19 protein-coding genes are annotated in these 24,746 nt (G+C 70.6%); 15 read left to right on the top strand and 4 right to left on the bottom strand.

Annotated elements, in window-relative coordinates; genetic code table 11:
- Positions 1-131 precede the first annotated feature (131 nt).
- The 5 genes from rpe (at position 132) to EIZ45_RS27285 (ending at position 3,824) form a co-directional block, all read left to right on the top strand.
- On the top strand, positions 132-815 hold the full coding sequence (rpe, locus tag EIZ45_RS27305) for a ribulose-phosphate 3-epimerase (protein WP_134666284.1): 684 nt from the start codon (positions 132-134) through the stop codon (positions 813-815).
- Positions 816-898: 83 nt separating this feature from the next.
- The gene (locus EIZ45_RS27300; protein WP_134666282.1) at positions 899-1,504 is read left to right on the top strand and encodes a riboflavin synthase; all 606 of its coding nucleotides are present in this window, start codon (positions 899-901) and stop codon (positions 1,502-1,504) included.
- 33 nt (positions 1,505-1,537) lie between these two features.
- A complete protein-coding gene (locus EIZ45_RS27295; protein ID WP_134666280.1) occupies positions 1,538-2,869 on the top strand; it encodes a bifunctional 3,4-dihydroxy-2-butanone-4-phosphate synthase/GTP cyclohydrolase II in 1,332 nt (443 codons plus the stop codon).
- Positions 2,866-3,372, top strand: coding sequence for a 6,7-dimethyl-8-ribityllumazine synthase (gene ribH / locus EIZ45_RS27290; RefSeq protein WP_037814621.1), 507 nt, complete (start codon positions 2,866-2,868; stop codon positions 3,370-3,372). Before EIZ45_RS27295 ends, ribH begins: the two co-directional genes overlap by 4 nt.
- A gap of 5 nt (positions 3,373-3,377) precedes the next feature.
- The gene (locus EIZ45_RS27285) at positions 3,378-3,824 is read left to right on the top strand and encodes a PH domain-containing protein (RefSeq protein ID WP_037814999.1); all 447 of its coding nucleotides are present in this window, start codon (positions 3,378-3,380) and stop codon (positions 3,822-3,824) included.
- A gap of 7 nt (positions 3,825-3,831) precedes the next feature.
- Here EIZ45_RS27285 and EIZ45_RS27280 read toward each other — a convergent pair whose 3' ends face one another.
- On the bottom strand, positions 3,832-4,617 hold the full coding sequence (locus tag EIZ45_RS27280; protein WP_134666278.1) for an exodeoxyribonuclease III: 786 nt from the start codon (positions 4,615-4,617) through the stop codon (positions 3,832-3,834).
- Positions 4,618-4,812: 195 nt separating this feature from the next.
- On the opposite strand from EIZ45_RS27280, the gene uvrC reads away from it, so the two are divergent.
- The 5 genes from uvrC (at position 4,813) to EIZ45_RS27255 (ending at position 11,459) form a co-directional block, all read left to right on the top strand.
- Positions 4,813-6,831, top strand: a complete 2,019-nt coding sequence (gene uvrC, locus EIZ45_RS27275; RefSeq protein WP_078870526.1) for an excinuclease ABC subunit UvrC — start codon at positions 4,813-4,815, stop codon at positions 6,829-6,831.
- Positions 6,832-6,883: 52 nt separating this feature from the next.
- Positions 6,884-7,741: an RNase adapter RapZ gene (gene rapZ / locus EIZ45_RS27270; protein ID WP_020658140.1), complete on the top strand. Its 858-nt coding sequence runs from the start codon at positions 6,884-6,886 to the stop codon at positions 7,739-7,741.
- A gap of 1 nt (position 7,742) precedes the next feature.
- Positions 7,743-8,705 (top strand): uridine diphosphate-N-acetylglucosamine-binding protein YvcK, encoded by a 963-nt coding sequence (gene yvcK, locus EIZ45_RS27265; RefSeq protein ID WP_043827416.1) that lies wholly within the window; start codon positions 7,743-7,745, stop codon positions 8,703-8,705.
- Positions 8,706-8,741: 36 nt separating this feature from the next.
- Positions 8,742-9,731: a DNA-binding protein WhiA gene (gene whiA / locus EIZ45_RS27260; RefSeq protein WP_093574335.1), complete on the top strand. Its 990-nt coding sequence runs from the start codon at positions 8,742-8,744 to the stop codon at positions 9,729-9,731.
- 753 nt (positions 9,732-10,484) lie between these two features.
- Positions 10,485-11,459 carry an LLM class flavin-dependent oxidoreductase gene (locus tag EIZ45_RS27255; protein WP_134666276.1) on the top strand — a complete coding sequence of 325 codons (975 nt, stop codon included), beginning with the start codon at positions 10,485-10,487 and terminating at the stop codon, positions 11,457-11,459.
- A gap of 48 nt (positions 11,460-11,507) precedes the next feature.
- Here EIZ45_RS27255 and EIZ45_RS27250 read toward each other — a convergent pair whose 3' ends face one another.
- Complete coding sequence (locus tag EIZ45_RS27250; RefSeq protein ID WP_134666274.1) at positions 11,508-13,583, bottom strand: PQQ-dependent sugar dehydrogenase; 2,076 nt, start codon at positions 13,581-13,583, stop codon at positions 11,508-11,510.
- Between the two features lie 181 nt (positions 13,584-13,764).
- Positions 13,765-14,205, bottom strand: a complete 441-nt coding sequence (locus tag EIZ45_RS27245) for a PPOX class F420-dependent oxidoreductase (RefSeq protein ID WP_037814629.1) — start codon at positions 14,203-14,205, stop codon at positions 13,765-13,767.
- A gap of 77 nt (positions 14,206-14,282) precedes the next feature.
- Here EIZ45_RS27245 and EIZ45_RS27240 point away from each other — a divergent pair, with 77 nt between their 5' ends.
- From EIZ45_RS27240 to EIZ45_RS27230, 3 genes are read left to right on the top strand one after another with little or no spacing between them, the layout of a single operon-like run.
- Positions 14,283-15,746, top strand: coding sequence for a hypothetical protein (locus EIZ45_RS27240; RefSeq protein ID WP_134666464.1), 1,464 nt, complete (start codon positions 14,283-14,285; stop codon positions 15,744-15,746).
- On the top strand, positions 15,746-16,549 hold the full coding sequence (locus tag EIZ45_RS27235; protein WP_037814632.1) for a hypothetical protein: 804 nt from the start codon (positions 15,746-15,748) through the stop codon (positions 16,547-16,549). The genes EIZ45_RS27240 and EIZ45_RS27235 overlap by 1 nt, the downstream gene beginning before the upstream one ends.
- 12 nt (positions 16,550-16,561) lie before the next feature.
- Complete coding sequence (locus EIZ45_RS27230; protein ID WP_134666272.1) at positions 16,562-21,031, top strand: hypothetical protein; 4,470 nt, start codon at positions 16,562-16,564, stop codon at positions 21,029-21,031.
- Between the two features lie 48 nt (positions 21,032-21,079).
- On the opposite strand, the gene EIZ45_RS27225 is transcribed toward EIZ45_RS27230, so the two are convergent.
- Positions 21,080-22,060 (bottom strand): YncE family protein, encoded by a 981-nt coding sequence (locus EIZ45_RS27225; protein ID WP_134666270.1) that lies wholly within the window; start codon positions 22,058-22,060, stop codon positions 21,080-21,082.
- A gap of 115 nt (positions 22,061-22,175) precedes the next feature.
- Here EIZ45_RS27225 and EIZ45_RS27220 point away from each other — a divergent pair, with 115 nt between their 5' ends.
- Positions 22,176-23,066, top strand: coding sequence for a LysR family transcriptional regulator (locus EIZ45_RS27220; protein ID WP_134666268.1), 891 nt, complete (start codon positions 22,176-22,178; stop codon positions 23,064-23,066).
- 54 nt (positions 23,067-23,120) lie between these two features.
- The gene (locus tag EIZ45_RS27215; protein ID WP_240690771.1) at positions 23,121-24,545 is read left to right on the top strand and encodes a winged helix DNA-binding domain-containing protein; all 1,425 of its coding nucleotides are present in this window, start codon (positions 23,121-23,123) and stop codon (positions 24,543-24,545) included.
- Positions 24,546-24,746: the final 201 nt, after the last annotated feature.

The raw sequence follows: 24,746 nt of genomic DNA, 5'->3' as shown, positions 1-24,746 counted from the left end.
CGTGACCCATTAGTGCTCGACGATGTGTTCGACGCGGAGAATCCTGATGAGCGCCGGATGTCCGTAAAGCGAACTCCGGTGCGGTCACGGCCGGTGAACAGGCCGGAACCGGGTCCTTTTACACTCGGGTCGTGGCTTCACCTCTCATCGCACCCAGCATCCTGTCCGCCGACTTCGCCAAGCTCGGCGAGGAGATCGCGGCCGTCGCGCGCCCCGGGGAGACCCGGGCCGACTGGGTGCACGTGGACGTCATGGACGCGCACTTCGTGCCGAACCTGACGCTCGGCCTGCCGGTGGTCCAGTCGATCCTCAAGTCCACCGACGTCCCCATCGACTGCCACCTGATGATCGACGACCCGGACCGCTGGGCGATCGGCTACGCCGAGGCCGGCGCGTACAACGTCACGGTGCACGTGGAAGCCGCCGCGGACCCGGTCATGCTGGCGAAGAACCTGCGTGCCGCGGGCGCGAAGGCCGGCCTGTCGGTCAAGCCGGGCACGCCGCTCGAGCCGCACCTGGAAACCCTCAAGCACTACGACACGCTGCTCGTCATGTCGGTCGAACCGGGCTTCGGCGGGCAGTCGTTCATCGCCGACGTGCTCGACAAGGTGCGCACCGCGCGCAGGCTGGTCGACACCGGGCACCTCAAGCTGGTCGTCGAGATCGACGGCGGGATCAACTCCGACACCATCGAACAGGCCGCCGAAGCGGGCGTCGACTGCTTCGTCGCGGGCTCGGCCGTCTACGGGGCCGAGGACCCGGGCCGCGCCGTCGCCGCGCTGCGCGAACAGGCCGCCCGCCTCCGCGTCGGCTGACGCTCCGGCCGGGGAAGCTCCCGGGCCGGGCGGGTGTTGGATGGAGGGGTCGCCGAAGACGGCGGCCGGGCGAGGAGGCAGCAGTGTTCACGGGAATTGTCGAAGAGGTCGGCGAGGTCGCCGCGGTCGAGCAGCTCACCGACGCGGCTCGGCTCACCGTCCGCGGCCCGCTGGTCACCTCGGACGCGGGCCACGGCGATTCGATCGCGGTCAGCGGCGTCTGCCTGACCGTCGTCACGGTCTCCGGCGGCGAGTTCACCGTCGATGTGGTGAACGAAACACTCCAGCGTTCGAGCCTCGCGAAGGTGGCCGTCGGCGACGCGGTGAACCTCGAGCGCGCGACCCCGGCGGGCGGACGGCTCGGCGGGCACATCATGCAGGGCCACGTGGACGGCACCGGCGTCTTCCTCTCCCGCGACGAGCGCGGCGTGACGACGTTCTCCCTGCCCCCGGCCTTGTCGCGGTACGTCGTGGAGAAGGGTTCGATCGCCGTCGACGGCGTTTCGCTCACCGTCGCGAGCATCGCCGAGGACCGGTTTTCGGTCGCTCTGATCCCCACCACGCTCGAGGTGACGACCCTCGGCAGGCGGCAGGAAGGCGACCACGTGAACCTCGAAGTGGACGTCGTCGCGAAGTACGTGGAGAAGCTCACTGCGCCACACGTGGCGGCGAACGCGCACAATGTGTGACATCCACCCGGCGGCGGCAGCGAAGGAGCACCCGTGAGCGAGACGAAGGCGGCCGAGCCGCAGACCGGATGGACCCCGTGCGGAGCAGGCGCGGCGGTCGACGTGGACGCCATCGAGGCGGCGATCGCGGACATCGCCGCCGGGCGTGCGGTGGTCGTCGTGGACGACGAGGACCGCGAGAACGAGGGCGACCTCATCTTCGCCGCCGAGAAGGCGACGCCGGAGCTGCTCGCCTTCATGGTGCGCTACACCTCGGGCTACGTGTGCGTCGCGCTGACCGAATCCGAGGCGGACCGGCTCGACCTGCCGCCGATGTACCACACGAACCAGGACCAGCGCGGCACCGCGTACAGCGTCACGGTCGACGCGGCGGAGGGCATCAGCACCGGCATCTCCGGCACCGACCGCGCGCACACCACCCGGCTGCTGGCCGACCCCGAAGCCACCGCGAAGGACTTCCGCCGACCCGGGCACGTGGTGCCGCTGCGCGCCAAGGAAGGCGGCGTGCTGCGCCGGCCCGGTCACACCGAGGCCGCGGTCGACCTGGCCCGGCTGGCCGGTCTGCACCCGGCGGGCGCGCTCTGCGAGATCGTGTCGCAGAAGGACGAGGGCGACATGGCCCGGCGCGACGAGCTGGAAGTGTTCGCCGCCGACCACGACCTCAAGATCATCTCCATCGCGGACCTCATCGCTTACCGGCGGCGCACCGAGAAGCAGGTCGAACGCGTCGCCGAGGCGCGGATCCCGCTGGCCGCAGGGGAGTTCCGCGCGGTCGGGTACGACAGCCTGCTCGACGGGATCGAGCACGTCGCCTTCGTCTACGGCGAGGTCGGCGACGGCGAGGACATCCTGGTCCGGGTGCACTCCGAATGCCTCACCGGCGACGTGTTCGGCTCGCTGCGCTGCGACTGCGGCCCGCAGCTGGACGCCGCGCTGCAGAAGGTGGCCGACGAGGGCCGCGGGGTCGTGCTGTACATCCGCGGGCACGAGGGCCGCGGCATCGGCCTCCTGCACAAACTGCAGGCCTACCAGCTGCAGGACGCGGGCGCGGACACCGTCGACGCGAACCTGGCGCTGGGCGTCCCGGCGGACGCGCGCGACTACGGCACCGGCGCGCAGATCCTGTGCGACCTCGGCGTCCGGTCGATGCGGCTGCTCACGAACAACCCGGCGAAGCGGGTCGGCCTCGAGGGCTACGGCCTGCGCGTCACCGGGCGGGTCGCGCTGCCGATCTCGCCGAACCCGGAAAACCTGCGGTACCTGCGCACCAAGCGCGACCGGATGGGGCACGACCTCAGCCAGCTCGAGCACTACGACCAGGTCGGCGCGTCCGACCCGGGCACCGAGGAGGACACCACGCGATGAGCGGCGAGGGGCGGCCGGAAGCCGCGCTCGACCTGCGCGACTGCAAGTCCCTGCGGCTGGCGGTCGTCGCGACGCGGTGGAACGCGAAGATCACCGACGTGCTGCTGGAGCGCGCGCTCGCCGCGGCGAAGGACGCCGGGCTCGAGGAAGAGCCCACGGTCATCCGGGTGGCGGGCGCGGTGGAGCTTCCGGTCGCGGCGCAGGCGCTCGCGCGCAACCACGACGCGGTCGTCGCGCTGGGCGTCGTGATCCGCGGCGGCACTCCGCACTTCGAGTACGTGTGCGACGCGGTCACCGCCGGTCTGACCCGGGTCGCGCTCGACGAGAGCACCCCGGTCGGCAACGGCGTGCTGACCTGCGACACCGAGCAACAGGCGCTGGACCGCTCCGGCATGCCCGGCTCTGTGGAGGACAAAGGCTACGAGGCGGCCGTGGCGGCGCTCGACACCGCGCACGTGCTGCGCGGTCTCGGCAAGCCGTGGACCGAGCGGGGATTCGTGTGAGCGTGATGACCGAGCAGCAGACCGCCCTGGTGATCCGGCCGCGCCGGGCGCTGATCATGTGCAGCGTGCTCGCGGTGGCGCTGCTCGCGGCGTTCGTGGTGGTGGCGGTCCTGCTGCGCAGTTCGCACACCGGCGTCGTGTTCGAGGCGTCGGACCAGATCGCGATGATCGGCATCGGTGTCGCGCTGTCGGCGGGCACGATGCTGTTCGGCAACGCCCGCGTCCGCGCGGACGCCACCGGCATCGAGGTCCGCAACGTCCTGGCGCGGCGGGTCTTCACCTGGGATCAGGTGCTGTCGATCAGCTTCCCGGACGGGGCTTCGTGGGCCCGGCTGGAGCTGCCGGACGACGAGTACTTCTCGGTGATGGCCGTGCAGGCAGTGGACCGGGAGCGCGCGGTGACGGCGGTGCGCGCGCTGCGCCGGTTGCACCGCGCCGCCACCGAGGCCTGAGTTTCTCCTACAGCTCCAGATCCACGACGATCGGCGCGTGGTCGGACGGTTGCTTGCCCTTGCGGGCTTCGCGATCCACGTAGGAATCGGTGACCGCCTTGGCGAAAACCTCGTTCCCGTAGACGAGGTCGATGCGCATTCCCTTGTTGTTGGGGAAGTTCCCGCCGCGGTAGTCCCAGTATGTGAACGGGTGGTCGTACTTCAGCGGCCGCGGGAACACGTCGGACAGTCCCGCGTCGCGGAGCTTCTTGAGCGCGGCCCGTTCGGGCTCGGTGACGTGCGTGGATTCGGCGAACAGCGAGATGTCCCAGACGTCCTCGTCGGTCGGCGCGACGTTGAAATCGCCGAGCACCGCGAACGGGCGCGCGTGGTTCAGTTCTTCGCCGACGAGGTCGCCGAGCTTCTCGAACCACTCGAGTTTGTAGGCGTAGTGCGGGTTTTCCGGCTCGCGCCCGTTCGGCACGTACACCGACCAGACACGGATCCCGCCGCACGTCGCGCCGATCGCGCGCGCCTCGGCCTTCCCGTCGAAGCCCGGTTCGCCCGGCAGCCCGCGCACCACGTCGTCGAGCCCGATCTTCGAGAGGATCGCGACGCCGTTCCACCGCCCCAGCCCGTACGCGGCGACCTCGTACCCGCGCGCGGTGATCTCGTCGGCGGGGAAGGCTTCGGTGGTGTTCTTGAGCTCCTGAAGGCACAGAACGTCCGGAGCGGTGCTGTCGAGCCAGTCGAGCACGCGCGGCAGCCGGGGAACGATGGAGTTCACGTTCCAGGTGGCGACGCGGACGGTCATGGCTGCTCCTGATCGTTCGGCGGGTCGGCGAGGCTAGGCTACGGCAGGCCAGTTCCGTGCCTCGGGACGCCTTCCGCCGCACGACCGCCAGGGGACGCGAGCACACTGTCGCTCGCGAACGTCGCGGCCCGGCACCCCTGCCCGCAGCAAGGGGTCTCACGGAAACTGTCGGACCCTCGCCATACAGTGGGGCACGTGGCTGATCCGACCACCTACCGACCTCAGCCGGGGAGCATCCCGGACTCGCCTGGCGTCTACAAGTTCCGCGACGACGCCAAGCGGGTCATCTACGTCGGCAAAGCGAAGAGCCTCCGCAGCAGGCTCAACTCGTACTTCGCCGACCTGTCCGGCCTTCATCCGCGCACGCGGCAGATGGTCACCACCGCGGCGAGCGTCGAGTGGACCGTCGTCGGCACCGAGGTCGAGGCGCTCCAGCTGGAGTACAACTGGATCAAGGAGTTCGACCCGCGGTTCAACGTCCGCTACCGCGACGACAAGAGCTACCCGGTCCTCGCGGTCACGCTGAACGAGGAGTTCCCCCGGCTGCACGTCTACCGCGGCGCGCGCAAGAAGGGCGTCCGCTACTTCGGGCCGTACTCGCACGCGTGGGCGATCCGCGAGACGCTCGACCTTCTCCTGCGCGTGTTCCCCGCCCGCACCTGTTCCGCCGGCGTCTTCCGCCGCCACGGGCAGATCGGGCGGCCGTGCCTGCTCGGCTACATCGACAAGTGCTCGGCTCCGTGCGTCGGCCGGGTGTCGGCGGACGAGCACCGGGCGATCGTCGAGGACTTCTGCGACTTCCTCGCCGGCCGCACGGACGCGATGGTGAAGCGGCTCGAACGCGAGATGGCCGCCGCTTCCGAGGAGCTGGAGTTCGAGCGCGCCGCGCGGCTGCGGGACGATCTGGGCGCGTTGCGGCGCGCGATGGAGAAACAAGCCGTGGTCTTCGGCGACGGCACGGACGCCGATGTCGTCGCGTTCGCGCACGACGAGCTGGAAGCCGCCGTCCAGGTGTTCCACGTGCGCGGCGGGCGCGTGCGCGGGCAGCGCGGCTGGGTGATCGACAAGGCCGAGGAAATGGACGTCCAGGCGCTGGTCGACCACTTCCTCACCCAGTTCTACGGTGAGGAATCCGACCGCGCGGGCCGCGACGACGTCGAGACCGGTCCGGTCGTCCCGCGCGAGGTGCTGGTGCCGGAGCTGCCGGCGGACGCCGACGCGGTCGCGGAGTGGCTGTCCGGCCTGCGCGGGTCGCGGGTACGGCTGCGGGTCGCGCAGCGCGGAGACAAGAAGGCGCTCGCGGAAACGGTGGAGCGCAACGCCAAGGAAGCGTTCACCCAGCACAAACTGCGCCGCGCGGGCGATCTCACCGCACGGTCCGCGGCGCTGCAGGAGCTCCAGGACTACCTGGCGCTCGACAGCGCGCCGCTGCGCATCGAATGCATCGACATCAGCCACATCCAGGGCAGCGACGTCGTCGCGTCGCTGGTGGTGTTCGAGGACGGGCTGCCGCGCAAGTCCGAGTACCGCAAGTTCGCGCTGCGCGAAGCGGCGACGGAGGGCGACGTCGCGTCCATCGCCGAGGTCGTGCGGCGGCGGTTCTACCGGTACCTCAAGGAAACGGCCGAAAACGCCGAGGAGGCAACGGAAACCGCGTCGGAGACCGCGGACGAGGCGGTCCGGCCGGTGCGCGCCGGGATCGACCCGGAGACCGGCCGCCCGCGCAAGTTCGCCTACCCGCCGAACCTGCTGGTCGTCGACGGCGCGGGCCCGCAGGCCACCGCGGCCGCGGACGTGCTCGCCGAACTGGGCATCACCGACATCGCCGTCGTCGGGCTCGCGAAGCGGCTCGAAGAGGTGTGGCTGCCCGGCGAACCGGATCCGATGATCCTGCCGCGCACGTCCGACGCGCTGTATCTGCTGCAGCGCCTTCGCGACGAGGCGCACCGGTTCGCCATTCGCTACCACCGCGAAAAGCGCGCCAAGCGCATGCAGACGTCCGAATTGGACAGTGTGCCCGGACTCGGGCAGGCTCGGCGCACCGCGCTGATCAAGCACTTCGGCTCGGTGAAAAAGCTCAAACAGGCCCGGGTCGAGGAAATCGAAGCGGTGCCCGGCTTCGGCAGGCGCACTGCCGAGGCCGTGGTGGCGGCACTGGCCGGGGAGACCGGCGCCGCACCGCGGGCAGTACCGGGAGGGGACCAGGGGTCGTGATCGGGAAGGAAGCACAGACGTGAGTGCGGAAGAGGAAAAGCGGGGCAGCGGGATGGAGGTCGCGGTCGTCAGCGGCCTGTCCGGCGCGGGCCGCTCCACGGCGGCCAAATGCCTGGAGGACCTCGGCTGGTTCGTGGTCGACAACCTGCCGCCGGAGCTGATCGCCACCATGGTCGAGCTCGGCGCGCAGGCGCGGGGGGCGATCACGAAGGTGGCGGTGGTGATGGACGTGCGCTCGCGCGCGTTCACCGACGACCTCGCCTCGGTCATCAAGGACCTCGACGCGCGCGGGTACAAGCCGCGCGTGCTGTTCCTGGAGGCCACCGACGCGGTGCTGGTGCGCCGCTTCGAGTCGGTCCGCCGCGGCCACCCGATGCAGGGCGACGGCAGGCTCGCCGACGGCATCACCGCCGAGCGCAAACTGCTTTCGCCGCTGCGGGAGGAAGCCGACCTGGTGCTCGACACGTCCGCGCTGTCGGTGCACGACCTGCGCGCGAAAATAGAGGACGCGTTCGGTTCCGAGGCCAGCACGCAGACCCGCGTCACCGTGCTGTCCTTCGGCTACAAGTACGGTTTGCCGATGGACGCCGACCTGGTGATGGACGTGCGGTTCCTGCCGAACCCGTTCTGGATCCCGGAGCTGCGCGAGCACACCGGCCTCGACGGCGAGGTGCGCAACTACGTGCTGTCCCAGGAAGGCGCCGAGGAATTCCTCGACCGCTACCACCAGCTGCTGCGGCTCATCGGCGCGGGCTACAAGCGCGAGGGCAAGCGGTACCTGACGCTCGCGGTCGGCTGCACCGGCGGCAAGCACCGCAGCGTCGCGATCTCCGAGGAACTCGCCCAGCGACTGTCCAATGAGGACGGCATGGCAGTAAAGGTGGTGCACCGGGATCTTGGCCGGGAGTGACGTGCGCGCGGTGGCGCTGGGCGGAGGACACGGGCTGCACGCGACGCTGACCGCGCTCCGGCGGATCACCCGCGCCGTCACGGCGGTGGTCACGGTGGCCGACGACGGCGGGTCGTCCGGCAGGCTGCGGCGCGAATTGGGGCTGCTGCCGCCGGGCGACCTGCGCCAGGCGTTCGCCGCCTTCGCCGCGGAGGACGGCGGGCGGCTGTGGGCGGAGGTGTTCCAGCACCGCTTCGGCGGCGACGGCGCGCTCGCCGGGCACGCGGTCGGCAACCTGCTGCTCGCCGGGCTGTTCGAGGTGCTCGGCGACCCGGTGGCCGCGCTCGACGAGGCGAGCAGGCTGATGGGCATCTCCGGCCGGGTGCTGCCGATGTCGCCGGAGCCGCTGGAGATCGAGGGCGAGGTCAGCGGCCTGGACAGCGAGGACCCGGACGCGATCCGGCGCATCCGCGGCCAGGTCGCGGTCGCCAGCACGCCCGGCCAGGTGCACCGCATCACGCTGCACCCGGCCGGCCGCCAGGAGCGTCCGCCGCGGGGCTGCCCGGAGGCGATCGAGGCGGTGCTGGAGGCGGACGTCGTGTTCCTCGGTCCCGGCTCGTGGTTCACCAGCGTGCTGCCGCATCTTCTGGTCCCGGATCTGCACGACGCGCTCGTGCGCACGACGGCGACGAAGGTCGTCGTGCTGAACTTGGTCCCCCAACCGGGGGAAACCGGCGGATTCTCCCCGGAGCGGCATCTGGACGTACTCTTCGAGCACGCGCCCGCGCTGCGGGTCGACGCCGTCGTCGCGGACCGTGATTCCGTCCCTGACCCGGCAAGCCTGCGCCGGGCGGCCGAACGCCTCGGGGCGAGGGCCTGCCTGGGGGCGGTGGCCGACCCGGTCGTGGCGGGACGGCATGATCCTGGTGCGCTCGCCCAGTGCATGCGAGAGGCACTCGGCCTCGGCGGGGAGCACTGTGGGTGACGGCGGGCGCGCAGCGAAAGGCAGGAGGGGCAGTACATGGCGATGACCGCCGCGGTGAAAGACGAACTGAGCCGGCTCGAGATCACGAAGATCGGGCCGCGCCGGGCGGAGGTCGCGTCGCTGCTTCGCTTCGCGGGCGGGCTGCACATCGTGGCCGGCCGGGTGGTGGTCGAAGCGGAGCTGGACACGGGTTCGGTCGCGCGGCGGCTGCGCAAGGAGATCCACGAGCTGTACGGACATCATTCGGACGTCCACGTGATCACCGCGAGCGGCGGCCTGCGCAAGGGGACGCGCTACGTCGTGCGCGTGGTGAAGGACGGCGAGGGCCTGGCGCGCCAGACGGGTTTGATCGACCAGCGCGGCCGCCCCGTGCGAGGCCTGCCCGCCGCCGTGGTGTCCGGCGGGGTGGCCGACGCCGAAGCAGCCTGGCGCGGCGCCTTCCTGGCCCACGGTTCGCTGACTGAACCGGGCCGCTCGTCCTCGCTGGAAGTGACCTGCCCCGGCCCGGAAGCGGCCTTGGCCCTGGTCGGCGCGGCGCGGCGGATGGGCATCCAAGCGAAGTCCCGGGAGGTACGGGGCGCGGACCGGGTCGTGGTCCGAGACGGCGACGCCATCGGCGCCCTGCTGACCCGTCTGGGCGCGCACACGAGCGTGCTGCAGTGGGAAGAACGCCGGATGCGCCGGGAAGTGCGAGCGACCGCCAACCGCCTCGCGAACTTCGACGACGCGAACCTGCGCCGCTCGGCCCGCGCCGCCGTCGCCGCGGCCGCCCGGGTGGAACGCGCCTTGGAGATCCTGGGCGACACCGCTCCTGACCACCTGCTCGCCGCCGGACGTCTGCGCCTGTCGAACCGCCAGGCGTCGCTCGAGGAACTGGGCCAGCTGTCCGACCCGCAGATGACGAAAGACGCCGTGGCCGGACGGATCCGCCGGCTGCTGGCGATGGCGGACAAGCGGGCGAAGGAGCTGAGCATCCCGGACACCGAATCGGCGGTGACCCCGGAAATGCTGGAAGAAGAAGCCTGACGCGCTTGACGGCGGGGTCCTGGTTCGCGACGGCCTAGCCCCGCCGCGGTGGTTTGGGCGAGTGGCCTGCGTGGCCCGGTTTGCGGCTTCTCAGCGGGAAGCCTGCTTCGCGCGTCGCTGGGGTAAGGGAGGGGCCTGCTTCATCCCTTTGCCGTGGCGTGCCCGGCCCCGGTTTGCGGCTTCTCGGGCGGAAGCACGCTTCGCCCGGTCGCTGGCCCGGGAAGGGCGAGGTCTGCTTCATCCCTTCGCAGTGGCTTGTCCGGCCCGGTTTGCGGCTTTCTCAGGCGGGCACCCGCTTCGCCCGGTCGCGTGGTCTGGCGGCCAGCCTGATCCGTTCGCAGTGGCTTGCGAGGGCGGAGCAGCCCAGTTGCGGAGCCACCAGCCGAGGCGGCTTGCTGGCGAGGATCGGCCCGCCAAGATCCGCGACAAGAAGCCGCGTCGGAAGACCAGCCGCGGTCGCCGGAGGCCTGCCCGATCGTTGGCGGGAGTCTCGTGAGTGTTCATGCCGGTTCTAACCGGCAAAAGCGCTCACGAGGGTGCGCATGCCGAAGAACCTCGCCGCGCTGGCCGAGCCCGGCATCATCCCTTGCCCCGCGAACCTCCCGCTACGCCTTCCGCACCACGCCCCACCCCACCCTGCGCTTTCCACAGCACCTGCCCGCCCCACCGCGAGACCCGTCCCGGTCGTCAAGACTTCGTCCACAGTGGACAAATCACCCCCGCCACACCACCGTCTTCGCTACCGTAGGGGGCATGATCGATCTGCCGCTCTCCGCACTTGAACTCGCGCTGGTCGAGGCCGGGCAGTCGGCCACCGCGGCGCTCGAACCGCTCTCCGCCGTCGCGCGCCGGGTCGACGAGCTCGGCTACCGCAGGCTCTGGTTTGCCGAGCACCACGGTTCCCCGGCCATCGCCAGTGCCTCCCCGCAGGTGCTCGCGGCGCACGCGGGCGCGGTGACGTCCCGGGTCCGGGTCGGGTCCGGCGGCGTTCTCGCGCCCAATCACGCCCCGTTCGCGTTGGCGGAGCAGTTCGGCACCCTGTCCGCGCTCAACGGCGGCCGGGTCGATCTCGGGGTGGGACGGGGGCCGGGCGCGCTCGATCCGGACATCATCCGCGCGCTGCGCCGCGGAGCCGAGCCAGCCCAGGAAGCCGACTATCACGCTGACGTCGACGAGCTCCTGAAGCACCTCGGCAGCGACAAGGTCCTCCCCGGCGGGGTGACCGTGCCGGAGCCGTGGCTGCTCAGTTCCAGTCCGGCGGGCGCGGAGGCGGCGGCTGAGCGCGGGTTGCCGATCGCGTTCGCGCATCACATCCGGCCGGACAACACGGCGCCCTCGCTGGAGCGGTACCGGGAGAAGTTCCGGCCGTCGAAGTGGCGCTCCGAGCCGTACGTGCTGTTGTGCGTCGAGACGATCTGCGCGGACACCGAGGCCGAAGCCGAATACCTCTCCGGGCCGATGAACGTCCTCAAGTCCCATCTGCTCACCGGCGGCGGGGGAGACCAGCCGATGCTCACGCCGGACGAGGCCGCCGGGTACGAGTTCGCGCCGGAGATGGTTCCGCAGCTCGAACACTTCCGCGCGGCTCAGGCGTACGGCGAGCGGGAGCAGGTCCAGGCGCGGCTCGCGGAGCTGGCGAAGCAGACCGGCGCGGACGAAATCATGGTCACGGTGCCCGTCTTCGACGCGAAGGCGCGGATCCGCTGCTACGAACTGGTGAAAGAATAAGGTGCGGCAGGGGTGACCGGCGCCGCTCCGGTCACCCCTGCCGCGGCTTTATCCGGCGAACGCCGCGCCGGGGAACTTCAGCTGCACCACCACGTTGTCGATGGTGTCCGGCGTGCCGCCGAGCTTGTCGTTGTTCGTCGAGGTCACCCAGAGGTGCCCGTCCGGCGTCTTGGTCACCGAGCGCAGCCGGCCCCAGCGGCCGGAGAACACCGCCGACACGGTGCCGATGCTGTCGCCCTTGATCTGCGTCGCGAACAACTGCTTGCCGGTCACCGCCGCGATGTAGATCCAGTCGTTCACGATCTCGATGCCCGACGGCCCGGCCTGCGAGGTCGGCCACGTCTTCTTCGGCGCGATCGTCCCCTTGCAGTCGCCGATCGTGCCCTCGCACGCCGACCAGCCGTAGTTGCCGCCCTTCTGGATCAGGTTCAGCTCGTCCTGGCTGCTCTCGCCGAACTCCGACGACCACAGCCGCCCCTGCGAATCCCAGGCGAGGCCCTGCGGGTTGCGGTGCCCGTAGCTCCAGACGTACCGCGCGTTGCCGCCGGTGGCGTAGAACGGGTTGTCGCTCGGCGCGGAACCGTCCGGGTTGAGCCGGAGGATCTTGCCGTTGAGCGAGCTCTTGTTCTGCGCGTTGGCCTTGACCTTCGCGTCGCCGACGGTGGCGTACAGCTTGCCGTCCGGGCCGAACGCGATCCGGCCGCCGTTGTGGTACTGGTTCTTCGACATCCCGGTCAGCACCGGCGTGGTGGTCTTCGACAGCGTGGCGCCGTCGTAGGTGACCTTCACGATCCGGTTGTCGCTGGACGACGTGTGGTACAGGTACACCGCGTGGTCGGTGTTCCACTGCGGCGAAATCGCCAGCCCGAGCAGGCCGCCCTCGCCGTTCGTGGTGACCACGCCGGGGATCTTGCCGAGCGTCGTCTTCTTGCCGTCCGGGGTGATCTGCAGCAGCTCGAACCGGTCCCGTTCGGTCACCAAGGCGTTGCCGTTCGGCAGGAAACCGACCGCCCAGCCGAGGTCGACCTTCGCGATGTCCTTGTCGTACGACGGGATTCCGCCGCCCGCGCCGCTGCTGCTGGTCGTCTTCGCGGTGACCGCGTTGCTCGCCGCGGAGGCGTTTCCGTTGGGGTCACGGGCTTTCACCGTGAACGTGTAGGACGTGTTCGGCTTGAGGTCGGTGACCGTCGCCGAAGTCTGCGAGGTGGTCGAGACGACAGTGCCGCCCTGGTACACGTCATAGCCCGCGATCGAGCCGCTGTCGTCGGTGGAAGCCTTCCAGGACAACGAAATGCTGTCCGAAGTGCTGCCGGTGACCTTGAGCGAACCGGGCACGCTCGGCGGGGTTTTGTCGTCGCTGGGCGGGGTTTTCACGCCGACGACGTTGCTCGGCTGGGACGGGTTGCCCGCCGCGTCGTAGGCGATGACCGAGATGTCGTACGACGTGTTCGGCGTCAGCTGGTCGACGGTCGCCGAGGTGGTCTTGCCGTCCACGACCTTCAGCGTGTTGCCGCCGCGGTTGATCTCGTACCGCGTGACGCCGACGTTGTCCGTCGCCGCGTCCCAGCGGAAATCGGCCGCGGTGGGCCGGATGTTCGACGCCTGGAAGTTCTTCGGCGGCGTCGGCGGCTCGGTGTCGACCGGGGCGCTGAAGCTGTCGGTGATCTTGTCGGTGTTGGGCCCGCCGTTCGCGGACGCCGAAACGGTGCGCACGTGGTTGACGCCCGCGGTGAGCTGGACGGTCGCGGTGACGGTCTTCCATGTCGTCCAGGAACCCGTGCCGGGGAAGGAAACCGTGCCCTTGTCGCCGCCGTCGACCACGAGCTTCATCGGCCGGTCGTCAGCGGTTCCGTTGGCATAGCGGAAAGTCAGCGTGTGCGTGCCGGCCTGTGCCGCGTTGACCGAGTAGTCGGCGTAGCTGCCGACGAGGTTTTCGAAATCCACGAATCCCTTGCCGGAGTAGCCGGAGTGGTTCGTGGCGATCTTGGCCTGGGAGAGCGTCGCGTCCTCGGACTCGTAATCCCCGGTGGCCGCGGTGGCGGTCACGGGGGTCAGCAGTGCGCAGCCGAGCGCGGTCGCCGCGGTACCGGCGAACAGCGCGCTCAACGTCGAGCGTCGTGCCACGGGGGCCTCCTGCTTGAGGGGGATCGGGGCGGCGGCGGGGAACTGCACGGTCTTCGTTAGGAAAGTTTCCTATTTATCGGGACAGATCACACACCCTCGGCAGGTGCGGTGTCAATAGTGCGATCGCGGCATTACGCTCCGCAGCCGTGGCCGCGGAGCGCACGCAGAAAGAACGGGTAGGTCAGAAGCCGGCGATGTCCGCCCGCGCGATCACCTTCGTGATCCTCGCCCGGACGAGGGATTCTTCGGGGACGGCGTTGCGCTTGCCGTAGGCCGGGCCGTTCTCCTCGCCCATGTACCGCGCGCCGAGCCGGGTGGCCCACTCCAGCATTTCGTCGTAGTCGTGGTGCAGTTCCGCCTCGGCGGTGAACTGGACGTACGAGAACGGCGGCCGCTGGTCGTCCACCGCGAGCGAGAGCCGCGCGTCGCGGCGCAGGGCCTTGCCCTTGAGCGTGTCCGTGCCGGTGGTGAAGATCAGCTCGTCGCCGTTCGGCCCCTCGTTCAGCAAGAACCACACCGGCGTGACGACCGGGGCCCCGTTGGCCCGCACGATCCCCAGCATCCCGGTCCGCGTGCCCTCGCTCGCGAACTTCCACCACTCCGCCCTGGTCATCTCCCGCATGCCCGCCACGCTAGCCGTCCGCGTGTGCGGGCTCCCGGCCGGGCCGACTAGCCTGACCTGCTGTGCGATACGACGAGATGGGCGCCGCTGGGCTCGCCGACGAGGGGCTGACCCGTCGGCTGAAGGCGCTCGCCTGCACCGCGCCGTTGCACGACCTCGACGCGCGCAAGGCGAAGCTCGACTGGGCCGACGCGACGGTGTACCAGATGGCCGAGATCGCGCTGCACACGATCGACCAGGTCACCATCGCGATGGACTTCGACACCGGCGCGGGTCACGACCAGGTCATCGACCGGCTGCTGCCGTTCATCTCGCTGCAGGCGCCCTCGCGGATGCCGGAAGAGCACGTGCGCGTGGCGAAGTGGGTGCTGGACAACCTGATCAACGTCGGCACCACCGACCGCGGCTTCCGGCGCGTGTACGGCTCGCTCGGCCCCGGCGGCTACCAGCGCCGCCAGTTCGACTTCAAGCTGCTGGTCGAACTGGCCGCCCCCGACGGCGAGGTGTACCTGCGCGCCACCGACGAGGCGATCAACGTGCTGGTCGGCGCGCTGGACACGGACGTCGAGTCGGCGCAGATCGCGGCCGAGGTGAAGCTGGAGAACCTGATCAACCGCGGCCGCCTCGCCGACGCGAAGCTCGCCGCGGAGCAGGCGCGCTACCGCACCGTGCAGTACGGCGAGACGCTGCGCGCGAAGCTTGACGCGACCCGCCGCGACGTGCGCGCGGTCGACTGGGAGAGCGAGGTGCCGGAGCTGATCGAATCGGCGCTCGGGCACATCGAGTCCCGGTTCCGCGCGGAGAACGCGATCCTGAAGAACATCACCACCGCGCGCGACGAATCCGAGGACGCCGACCACAAGCGCCGCGCCGCCGAACTGGTCGACATCGTCGCCGACTGCATCCGGCGGCACACCCGGCTCCAGTCGCGGCTGGCCGACGCGGGCGCGGTCTTCCGCGCCGAACAGGACCGCCAGCAGTTCTCCGGACCGCCGCAGCGAGCCACGATCGACCTGTTCGGCCAGCTCCTGATGCCGACGCTCGGGCTGCCGCTCGCCGATGCCACCGCGCCCGCCGAGCACTTCTTCCACGCCGTCGCCGGGATCACGACGCCGGTCGTGCCGTCGCTGTCCTCGCTGGTGTCGCTGCTGCTGCGGCCCGCCCCGGAGCGCGATCAGCTGGTCGGCGAGGTGCCCGAGCCGGAGCTGGTGCCCGCCGAGGTGACCGACCGCTTCGGCGACGACGTGTGGCGGCTCGCCGACGACCTGCTCGACCTGCCCGACGTGCCGCGCCGGCTGTCCGGGCTGCTGGAGGACGCGCGCCGCTCCGGGCAGCCGAACCTGGCGTCCCTGGTCGCGCTGCGTGCCCTGCACGCCTACAGTCCCGAGGTCGGCGCGGCGCGCCGGCAGGGGGAACGCCAGGTGCTGCTCGCCGTCGACGACGGCACCCTGCTCGACGACCCGGAGTTCGGCGGGGCCGATCTGCTGCTGATCACCGCGGAGGTCGAACGAGCTGACGACGAGACCGAGGAGGTCGCCTGATGCCGGTGACGCACACGAGCGTCGACGCCGAGGCCGCCGCGCGCCTCGTCGCGTTCGGGATGCGCCCGAAGCAGCTGCCCGCCCGCGACGTCGTGTACGGCGAGCTGGTGCGCCGCTACGGCGAGGACAACGCGTTCAAGGCGCTCACCCACGCGGTCGCGTCCGGGCTCGGGCTGATGGTGCTGGAGGTGACGCAGCAGGCCGGATGCGTGCTCGCGGCCACCGACGAGTCCGTCTTCGAGATCAAGATGGACAGCTACGCGCGGCAGGCCAAGATCCGCGAGCGGCGCGAGACGGAAAAGGTGCTGCACGGCCTGATCCACCTCGCGACGGCCGCGCTCGGCTACCCGCGGCCGGACGACCTGGCCAACGACACCTACATCGGCCGGGTGAGCGTCGAGCAGGTCGACGCGATGGTCCGCGAAGCAGCGCGGGTGCTCGACGAGCGGGCACAGCTGGCCGAGGCGAACAACGACCCGCTCGCGGACGCGCCGGAGCTGGAGCAGGCGTGGCGCGCGTACGCTCGACGTCCGGCCGCGGCGGCGACGAAGGACGGCCGGATGGCGGCGGACACCACGCGCGGCATGGTGTCGCGGGCGCTGCGATTCCTTGCCGATCAAGGCTTTCTGGTGCAGGTGAGCGACGAGCAGGGCGGCACTTACCGCACGACGCCGCGGTATCAGATCCAGGTGCGGGAGCTGGCCGCGGACGCCGCGTTCGACGACCTGCTCGCGCTCGACGTCGTCGCGGTCGCCGGGGCCGGGGGAACGCTGCGCGCGACGGCCTCGGACACGCTGCAGTAAGAGGGGACGGGAATGTACGAGCTTTCGCGGGTCCGCCTGCATTCGGTGGGCCCGGCGGGCGCCCGGTACCAGGACGTGGTGCTGGACTTCAGCGGCGTCGGGGCCACGATCACCGCGCCGAAGCAGGACGCGCTGTTCTCCGCGGGCATCCACGCCGGCGGGCCGGTGCGCCGCCCGTCGCCGGCGAGCGTGCTGTTCCTGGAGAACGGCGGCGGCAAGTCCGTGCTGATCAAGCTGATCTTCTCGGTGATGCTGCCCGGGCGGCGCCAGGTCGTCGGCACCACGAGCACGAAGGTGCTGGAGAAGTTCGTGACGGCCAAGGACGTCGCGCACGTGGTGCTGGAGTGGCTGCACGTCGAGACCGGCCAGCGGGTGATCACCGGCAAGGTGTCGGAGTGGCGCGGGCACGTGACGTCGGCGGACTCGGAAAACCTCGTCGACTCCTGGTACTGCTTCCGCCCGACCGCCGACGTCGCGCTCGATTCGCTGCCGCTGACCGAGGACGGCCGCCTGCTGACGATGTCCGGGTTCCACGACCGGATCGCGGGCGCGGCGATGGCCGAACCGGAGCTGGAGCTGTTCTGGACGCGCCGGCACCACGAGTGGACCGGGCGGCTCGACCAGCTCGGCCTCGACACCGAGCTGTTCCGCTACCAGCGCGCGATGAACGCCGGTGAGGGCGAGGCGGCCGACGCGTTCCAGTTCTCCACCGACGAGGCGTTCGTGGAGTTCCTGCTGCGCGCGGTGCTGTCCGAGGACGAGCCGAAGGATCTCGCCGAGGTCGTGTCGACGTACGCGAACAACCTCGCGCAGCGCGGCGATCTGATGGCGGAGAAGGAATTCGTCGAGGGTGCGCTGGAACTGCTCGGTCCGCTGGCCGAGGAGGAAGGCGTGGCCGCTGCTTCGCGCCGGATCGCCGAATCGGCGCGCGAGGATCTCGGCGAGCTGGCCGGGCGGATCCACGCGCGCAACGAGCTGGAGAACGCGCGGCTGTCGGGGCTGGAAGAACACGTCGAGGAAGTGCGGAGTGCGGAAAAGCTCGCCGAGGGCGACCATCGGCGGCTGACCGCGGGCGTCACCGAGCTGCGGCGGCTGGTCGCGGTGCTGCGGCTGGAAGAAGCGCAGATCGAACGCGAGCGCGTCGACGGCGAGCTGGCCGAGGCGAAGACGCAGGCGGAAGCGTGGCGCGAAACCGCGACCGTGCTGAACCGGTTGAACGCTGCGCGCAAGGCGAAAGACCTGCGTGAGCTGGTCGGAAACCGTGAGGAGAAGGCGAAGCCCGCGTTGGCCGCCCGGGATGCGGCGGCGGTCGCGCTGGGGCGCGGTTTGCTTTCGCTGGCTCGTGACGCGCAGCGGCAGGCGGACAAAGCCGAGGCGCACGCGGACGCGTTGCGTGCCGAAGCGGAGAAGGCGCAGGTCGAGCGGGATGAGGCGGCGAACCTGGCTGCTGGTCGCCGGGCTGAGGCGCGTGGACTGTCGTCGCGGATTGCTGAGCTGCGCGAGGAAATTTCCGAGTCGGTCCGAAGTGGACTGTTGACCTCCGGGGCGGATGTCGCCGAAGCGGCCCGGTCGGCGCGCGCCGAAGCCGAGGCCGCGGCGGCGGAATCCGTTCGCCGGGAACAGGAACTCGACCGCGTCGGCGAGGATCTGCAAGCGGCGCAGCGTTCGGTGAACGAGGCGCATCAGCTCGCCGGGTCCACTCAGGACCGTCTCGTGCGGGCGGCCGAAGACCTCGAACGCGCGCACCGGCGGACCGACGCGCTGGCCGCCGAACCGCGGTTGATGGAGCTGCTCGGAGCGGACGACGTCAAGCTGGAGAGCGATCTTCCGGTGCTGCTGCAGCGCTTGCGCGACGCGAGTGCGGCGGTGGAGAAGGAACAGACCGCGCTGCGGATGGAGGAGTCGGCCGACGAACGAGCGCTGGCTGCGCTCGGATCGGGCGGGCTGCTGCCGCCGCCGGAGGACGTCCAGGCCTCGCTGGATGCGCTGGAGCAGGCGGGAATCACCGCGTGGTCTGGCTGGCGTTATCTGTCCAAACTGGACTCGGTGCGGCGCGACGAAGTGTTGGAGCGGATGCCGCAGCTCGTCGCCGGTGTGCTGCTGAACGACGCGGCGCAGGTGAAGCGGGCGCGGGAAGTGCTGGCGGCTTCGCGGCTGCTGCCGAGCGCGGTGATCGCGGTCGGGACCACGGACGCGTTCCAAAAGGACGGTCCGGCCGCTGCGGGTGTCGAGTTCCTCGTGCCGCCGAACCCGGCGATGTACGACGAGGAAGCCGCGGACACCGAGCGGGAAGCCGTGGCGCAGCGGCACGCCGAACGGCAGCGTCGGCTGGAGCAGCTGTCGGAGTCGCTGGCGGCCGATGGCGCGTTGACGTGGAAGCTGACCACCTGGCGCGAGGACTATCCGGCCGGGGCGATCGGGACGCTTGCTGAGCAGGCTGAAAGCGCTCGCGTCGCCCGGGAGACCGCGCAGACCGCGCTCGCGCAAGCCGAGGCGGAATTCGCCCGGTTGAGCGAAAAAATCACTGCCTTGCGGGAGCGAGTTCCCGCGTTGCGGACCGCGGCAGCGGAAGCCGAGGAGAAGGCACGTCGGCTCGGCGAGCTGTCCACTCGGGCCGCACGCGTCGCGGAGTGGACCGAAGAAGTCGAGCGGGCAACGGAAATCGCGGAACGCGCGGAGACGTCGGCAGCTGAGACGTCGGCCCGGGCGGCGCGGTTGCGCGAGCAGGCGGCGGAGGAGCAGCGGACCGCTGACGGACACCGTCGCACGGTCACGACGGCACGGTCCGAGCTGGCTGAGGTGCCTGGCGCGGCCGAGCTGCCGGAGGACGTCGAAGCGCCTTCGGAACCGGTGGACGCGTTGCGGCGCACCTTTGTGTCGGCTTCCGAGTCTTACGCGAAGGTTGAGGTCGGCAGCGATCTCCGGGCCGAGTTGGAGCAGGCGGAATCCGCTGAGGCAGCGGCCTCGTCGGCGTTGGAAGCGCTGGACGAAGAAGTCCGGGTGCGCGCGGGGGCGTTGCTGGAGACGCCGGACGGCTCGGACGCTTCCACCCGGGCGGCGGCGTTGGCGCGGGCGCGGCGGGTCGTCGACGTGCTGGAGGAGGAACGCACCGAGGCGATCGGGCAGGTGTCGACGCGGCGGGCGGAGCTGGACGTGCTGCCGTTGCAGACCGGCGTCGCGTCTCCGGCCGAGCGGCCGCGCGACATCGAGCACGGCCTCGAGCTGATCGACGCGGCTTCGCTGGAAGTGTCTGCGGCGGCCCGGAAATGGGAAGAACTGCAAGAGCGCCGAGCGGCGGCGGAAGCGACGCTGGAAGCGGGCAAGGCTTCGGCGTCCGGCTTCGGGTTGCTGTCGGAATCGTTGGCGCACTTGCGTTCCGAGGAACCCGCGGACGCCTACGACGGCGACGTCGAGTCCGCGCGGACCCGGTACAACCAGCTCAACACCGTCCTGAACGACGCGCAGTCGGCGGCCGATTCCGGCGACCGGCGGGTGCGCGCGGCGGCGGACCAGCTGGCGCAATACGCGACCGAGAAGCGGTTCGAAAAGCTCAGCACTCCGGTGCGGCAGCAGGTGATTTCCGTGAAGCGGGACCAGCTTCCCGCGCACGCGGCGGAATGGAGCGAGGCGCTGCGCCCTCGGCTGCGGACCCTCACCGACGACCTCGCGCAGATCGACCGGCACCGCGGCGGCATCATCACGCGGCTGCAGGGGATGGTCGAAGGCGCGTTGCGCACCCTGCGGTCGGCGCAGCGGGTGTCGCGGCTGCCGGACGGGCTCGGCGACTGGTCCGGCCAGGAATTCCTGCGGATCCGGTTCACCGAGCTGGAAGACCATGTGCTGGCGGAAAAACTGGGCGAGGTCGTCGACGAGGCGGCCGCGGGCAAGACCGCCGACGGCCGCGACGTGAAGCGCGACGGGCTGTCGCTGGTGCTGCGCGGGGTGCACGTCGCCGCGCCCAAGGGGTATCGGGTCGACATGCTCAAGCCGGACTCCGTGCTGCGCACCGAACGCCAGCGGGTGTCGGAAATCCGCGACGTGTTCTCCGGCGGCCAGCAGCTGACCGCGGCGATCATCCTGTACTGCACGCTCGCCGCGCTGCGCGCCAACAACCGGGGCAAGGCACGGAACCGGCATTCGGGCGTGCTGTTCCTGGACAACCCGATCGGCCGTGCGTCCGCCGGATACCTGCTGGAACTGCAGCGGGCCGTCGCGGAGGCGCTGGGCGTGCAGCTGATCTACACGACGGGCTTGTTCGACGCGGGCGCGCTGGCGGAATTCCCGCTGATCGTGCGGCTGCGCAACGACGCGGACCTGCGGGCCGGGCGGAAGTACCTGTCGGTGGACGCGACGATCCGGAATTCCCTCGACGACCTCGGGGACCCGGACGGGGTCGCCCGGCTTTCGGCGACGCGGATGTTCAGCCGGGGGCCTTCCGCTCCCGCAGTGGACTCGTCTGCCGAAGAAGAACAACCGGCCTGACGGCTGGCGCGCGGTCTGCCCAGGCGGCACACCGCGCGCCGAGACCCGTCAGCTGACGGGCACGTACGCCAGCCCGTGACCGCCTGCCGCCCCGGCCGCTTCAGTGTCCAATGTGGTCACCAGTGTGCGGGTCTCGAGATCGATGACCTCCACCTCGGTCGATGCCGCCCCTGACACGAACGCGATCCGGCCGTCCGGGTCGGCGAGAATGGCCAGCGGGAACTCCGTCCGCAGCTCCATCGAGCCGAGCAGCTCGTGGCTGGTCGCCGAAAACGCCAGCAACCGCCCGCCCAGTTCGGCGGCCAGCACCTCGCCGGACGCCGTGCAATGGATCGGCAGCACCGGACGTTCCGTCGGCAACAGGGTTTCTAGAGTCCCGGTGACCGCGTCGAACACCCGGATCCCGGGTGCCGCGCGAACCGGCTCGGTCCCGTTTTCCAGATACGGAGCCGCGACGTACAGCTGCTTGCCGTCCCGGGAAACCTCCAGCCCTTCACTGCCGGGCACGGAGATTTTCTCGACCTCGCCGCTGTCCAGGTCCACAAAGGACACGAACGGCGCTTCCTTGTTGGTCACGAACCCGCGCCGCCCGTCCGGGCTGATCGCGACCCAATGCGGCCCCGGCGCACCGGTCGCGAGATGCCGGACCGGCCGCCGCGTCGCGGTATCGACGACCACCAGGGCGCCCTCGCTTTCCGGACCGGCCTCGACCGTCACGTACAGCAGCCCTCGCGTCGCATCGATTGCCAGACCGTGCGGCGCGTGATCCGGCGAGAGATCGACGACCTCCAGGACCTCGCGCGAATCCGGATCGATCGCGGTCAGCTCGGTCGCTCGTTCGCCATGGCTGTGGTACGCCCCGTGGCGGTACGCGCTCGCGGTCCAGACGAGGCGGTGGACGGGGTCGAAGCACAGGTCGTGCGGCTGCGCAGGCACCTCGACGGTGCCGAGATGCTTCCCGGACCCGACGTCGAAGAAGGCGACCGCCGGCCCCTTCGCTCCAGCGACCGCGAGTATCGCTTCTCGCATTGGCTCTCTCCTTTGTGTTCGGCTACGAGATCCACTCTGGGCGGCCGCGGATTGCGCGTCGATGCAAGAATCGGCATGGAATTCTTCCGCTGAACGCAAACCTTCCGGGACGGCCATGGACCTGAACCTCTTGCGCGTGCTGGACGTCCTGCTCCAGGAAGGCAGCGTCACGCGCGCCGCGGCCAGACTGGGCAGCTCGCCCGCCGCGGTGAGCCGAACTCTCGCCAAACTGCGCCGCGCCGCCGGCGATCCCTTGCTGGTCCGCGCAGGTCAAGGCCTAGTACCGACCCCGCGCGCGCTGGAACTGAAAGACGAAGTCGCCACCCTGGTGCACCGCGCCGACCGCATCCTCGGCCCCGGCCCTGGTTTCGTCCCCGCTGACCTCCGCCGCACGTTCACCGTCCAGGCGACCGACCTGGTCGTGAGCGGCCTGGCTGGTTCGTTGACCGCCCGCCTCCGCGCCGAAGCCCCGCACGTCGAGGTCATCTTCGTCCCGGAGTCCATAGAGGACAGCGGAGCCTTGCGCGACGGCCGGGTAGACCTGGAAATCGGCGCCGCCGGTCACCACGACCCGGAAACTCGCACGGAGCCGTTGGTGCACTCGACGGTCCTGGGCATTGCGCGCCAAGGGAATCCGCTCTTCTCCGCCCCCATCGATCCGGTCAGCTTCGCCACCGCCGACCACATCGGCATCTCCCGCCGAGGCAAGCAACAAGGCCCGATCGACGCCGCCCTCGCCCGGCTGGGCCTGCGCCGCCGAGTCGCCGCGGTCGTCCCCGGCCACCCGAGCGCCCTGATTTTGGCGAGCGAAAGCGACCTGGTGACCATCGGCATCGCAGGCTGGCTGGACCCGTTGCTGGCCGCTCTGGGCCTGCTGACGTTCGCCATCCCGCTAGACCTGCCGCCCGTCGAACTGGGCCTGGCCTGGCATCCCCGGACGGCAGCCGATCCCGCCCAGGCCTGGTTCCGGAACCACGTGCGCGATGCTCTGCTCGCATCCTCCTGACCAGCGCCGATGCGTTTTTTGTCGGACCTAGCTGGTAGGAATCAAGCCGTGAAGATGACCCTCGCCCAACGCCGGGCCCGCCTCGGCATACGCCACCACCTCGCGGCACGGGCGACGACCGTCGAGGAAGCAGTCGACGGCGTCGTCGCGCTGCACGCCACCGATCCCGCTTCGGTGTACCTGTCCGCCTGGTCGCGCGTGCGTGACGTCTCGATCGCCGACGTAGAGGACGCGCTGTACTCCCGGCGCACCCTGCTGCGCATCCTCGGCATGCGGCGCACCGTTTTCGTCACCGACGTCGCCACTGCCGGTGCGGTGCAAGCCGCGTGCTCATACGACGTCGCCGCCCGGCAACGCCGCTTGCTCGAGAAGCAGCTGGGCACCCTGGGCCATCCGGAGAATGTCGCGCGTCCTGGCGAATGGCTGGACGAGGTCATGGCGAGCGTCGAAAAAGCCTTGCGCGCCAGGGGATCGGCGACCGCCCAGCAACTGGCGGACGACGAACCGCGCCTGCGGCAGCAACTGCTGATGGCGAAGGGAAAACCGTACGAGTCGATCGGCAACGTCACCAGCCGGGTGCTGTTCCAGCTGGCTGCGGAAGGCCACATCGTGCGCGGACGCCCGCGGGGGAGTTGGCAGAGCACGCAGTACCACTGGTCCCCGCTGACGGATTGGCTGGCGAACGCCGAGGGGTCGGCTGGTTCTGGCGCTGGCCGTGGAGGCAAAACCGGCGCTGGGTCCGGCAGCCCCGCGCTCGTTCCCGCCGACTCGCCGGGCTCTACTGCTGGGAATCCGCGCCACTCCGTTCCCGACGTCGCGGGCTCGGGTTCTGGAACCAGCGGACCAGGCCGCTCCCGACCCGGCACCGCCGGACAACCGAACGGCTCTGGCTTGGGCACCATCGGCGGGCCCCCCGACTGGGCAGGCCTCTCCGAAGACGAAGCCCGAGCCGCCCTGGCCCGCCGATGGCTGCACGCCTTCGGCCCCGCCCCGGTCGCCGACCTCCGCTGGTGGACCGGCTGGACGGCAGGTCAGACGAAAAAGGCCCTGACCGCCGTCGCCCCCGCCGAGGTCGACCTGGACGGCGAACCAGCGATCGCCCTGCCCGGCGACCTGGCCCCCGTCGCCGCCCCCGACCCGTGGATCTCCCTGCTCCCGGCGCTGGACCCGACCGCGATGGGCTGGCAGTACCGAGACTGGTACGTCGGCCCGCACCGCCCCGCCCTGTTCGACCGCAGCGGCAACATCGGCCCGACGGTCTGGAGCGACGGCCGCATCGTCGGAGCCTGGTGCCACCGCCCGTCGGGAGAAGTCGCGGTCCGCCTGCTGGAGGACATCGGAACCGAGAAGACCGCCGCGGTGGACGCCGAGGCCTCCCGGCTGAGCGCCTGGCTGGGGGAGGCGCGAGTGGTGCCGAAGTTCCGCACCCCGGCGGAGAAGGAGCTGGCTGAGCAGGGAGGCAAGGAGCTGGCCGGGTAGCGGGGTCGCATTCCGCCGCCGAGAACCGTGGCCGGGCCGAGAATGCGCCGGGCCCCGCTGCCGAGCCCCGATGGCGGGCCGTCAGCGGCCGAGGCCGCCTGCCCAAGGCCGCGCCTGCCCAGGCCAGTCACCCGGGTCCGCAGTCGCCTGGGCCCGCCAGTTGGCTAGTGTCCTGCGTCGTAAATTCGTCGCTAGTTAGAC

Origin of the sequence: Amycolatopsis sp. CFH S0740, from assembly GCF_004522315.1 — a bacterium.
Taxonomy (GTDB): Bacteria; Actinomycetota; Actinomycetes; order Mycobacteriales; family Pseudonocardiaceae; genus Amycolatopsis; species Amycolatopsis nivea.
Note: the sequence above shows the minus strand (reverse complement) of the source record. Positions and strands in the feature narration are given on the sequence as shown.

Bases quoted from the DNA above. Each gene is read 5' to 3' on its own strand.
- EIZ45_RS27255 (WP_134666276.1), top strand. From the start codon at position 10,485: ATGATCGATCTGCCGCTCTCCGCACTTGAACTCGCGCTGGTCGAGGCC.
- EIZ45_RS27215 (WP_240690771.1), top strand. From the start codon at position 23,121: ATGACCCTCGCCCAACGCCGGGCCCGCCTCGGCATACGCCACCACCTC.
- EIZ45_RS27230 (WP_134666272.1), top strand. From the start codon at position 16,562: ATGTACGAGCTTTCGCGGGTCCGCCTGCATTCGGTGGGCCCGGCGGGC.
- EIZ45_RS27235 (WP_037814632.1), top strand. From the start codon at position 15,746: ATGCCGGTGACGCACACGAGCGTCGACGCCGAGGCCGCCGCGCGCCTC.
- whiA (WP_093574335.1), top strand. From the start codon at position 8,742: ATGGCGATGACCGCCGCGGTGAAAGACGAACTGAGCCGGCTCGAGATC.
- EIZ45_RS27220 (WP_134666268.1), top strand. From the start codon at position 22,176: ATGGACCTGAACCTCTTGCGCGTGCTGGACGTCCTGCTCCAGGAAGGC.
- EIZ45_RS27280 (WP_134666278.1), bottom strand. From the start codon at position 4,617: ATGACCGTCCGCGTCGCCACCTGGAACGTGAACTCCATCGTTCCCCGG.
- rapZ (WP_020658140.1), top strand. From the start codon at position 6,884: ATGGAGGTCGCGGTCGTCAGCGGCCTGTCCGGCGCGGGCCGCTCCACG.
- EIZ45_RS27225 (WP_134666270.1), bottom strand. From the start codon at position 22,060: ATGCGAGAAGCGATACTCGCGGTCGCTGGAGCGAAGGGGCCGGCGGTC.
- EIZ45_RS27285 (WP_037814999.1), top strand. From the start codon at position 3,378: ATGACCGAGCAGCAGACCGCCCTGGTGATCCGGCCGCGCCGGGCGCTG.
- EIZ45_RS27245 (WP_037814629.1), bottom strand. From the start codon at position 14,205: ATGCGGGAGATGACCAGGGCGGAGTGGTGGAAGTTCGCGAGCGAGGGC.
- ribH (WP_037814621.1), top strand. From the start codon at position 2,866: ATGAGCGGCGAGGGGCGGCCGGAAGCCGCGCTCGACCTGCGCGACTGC.
- EIZ45_RS27240 (WP_134666464.1), top strand. From the start codon at position 14,283: ATGGGCGCCGCTGGGCTCGCCGACGAGGGGCTGACCCGTCGGCTGAAG.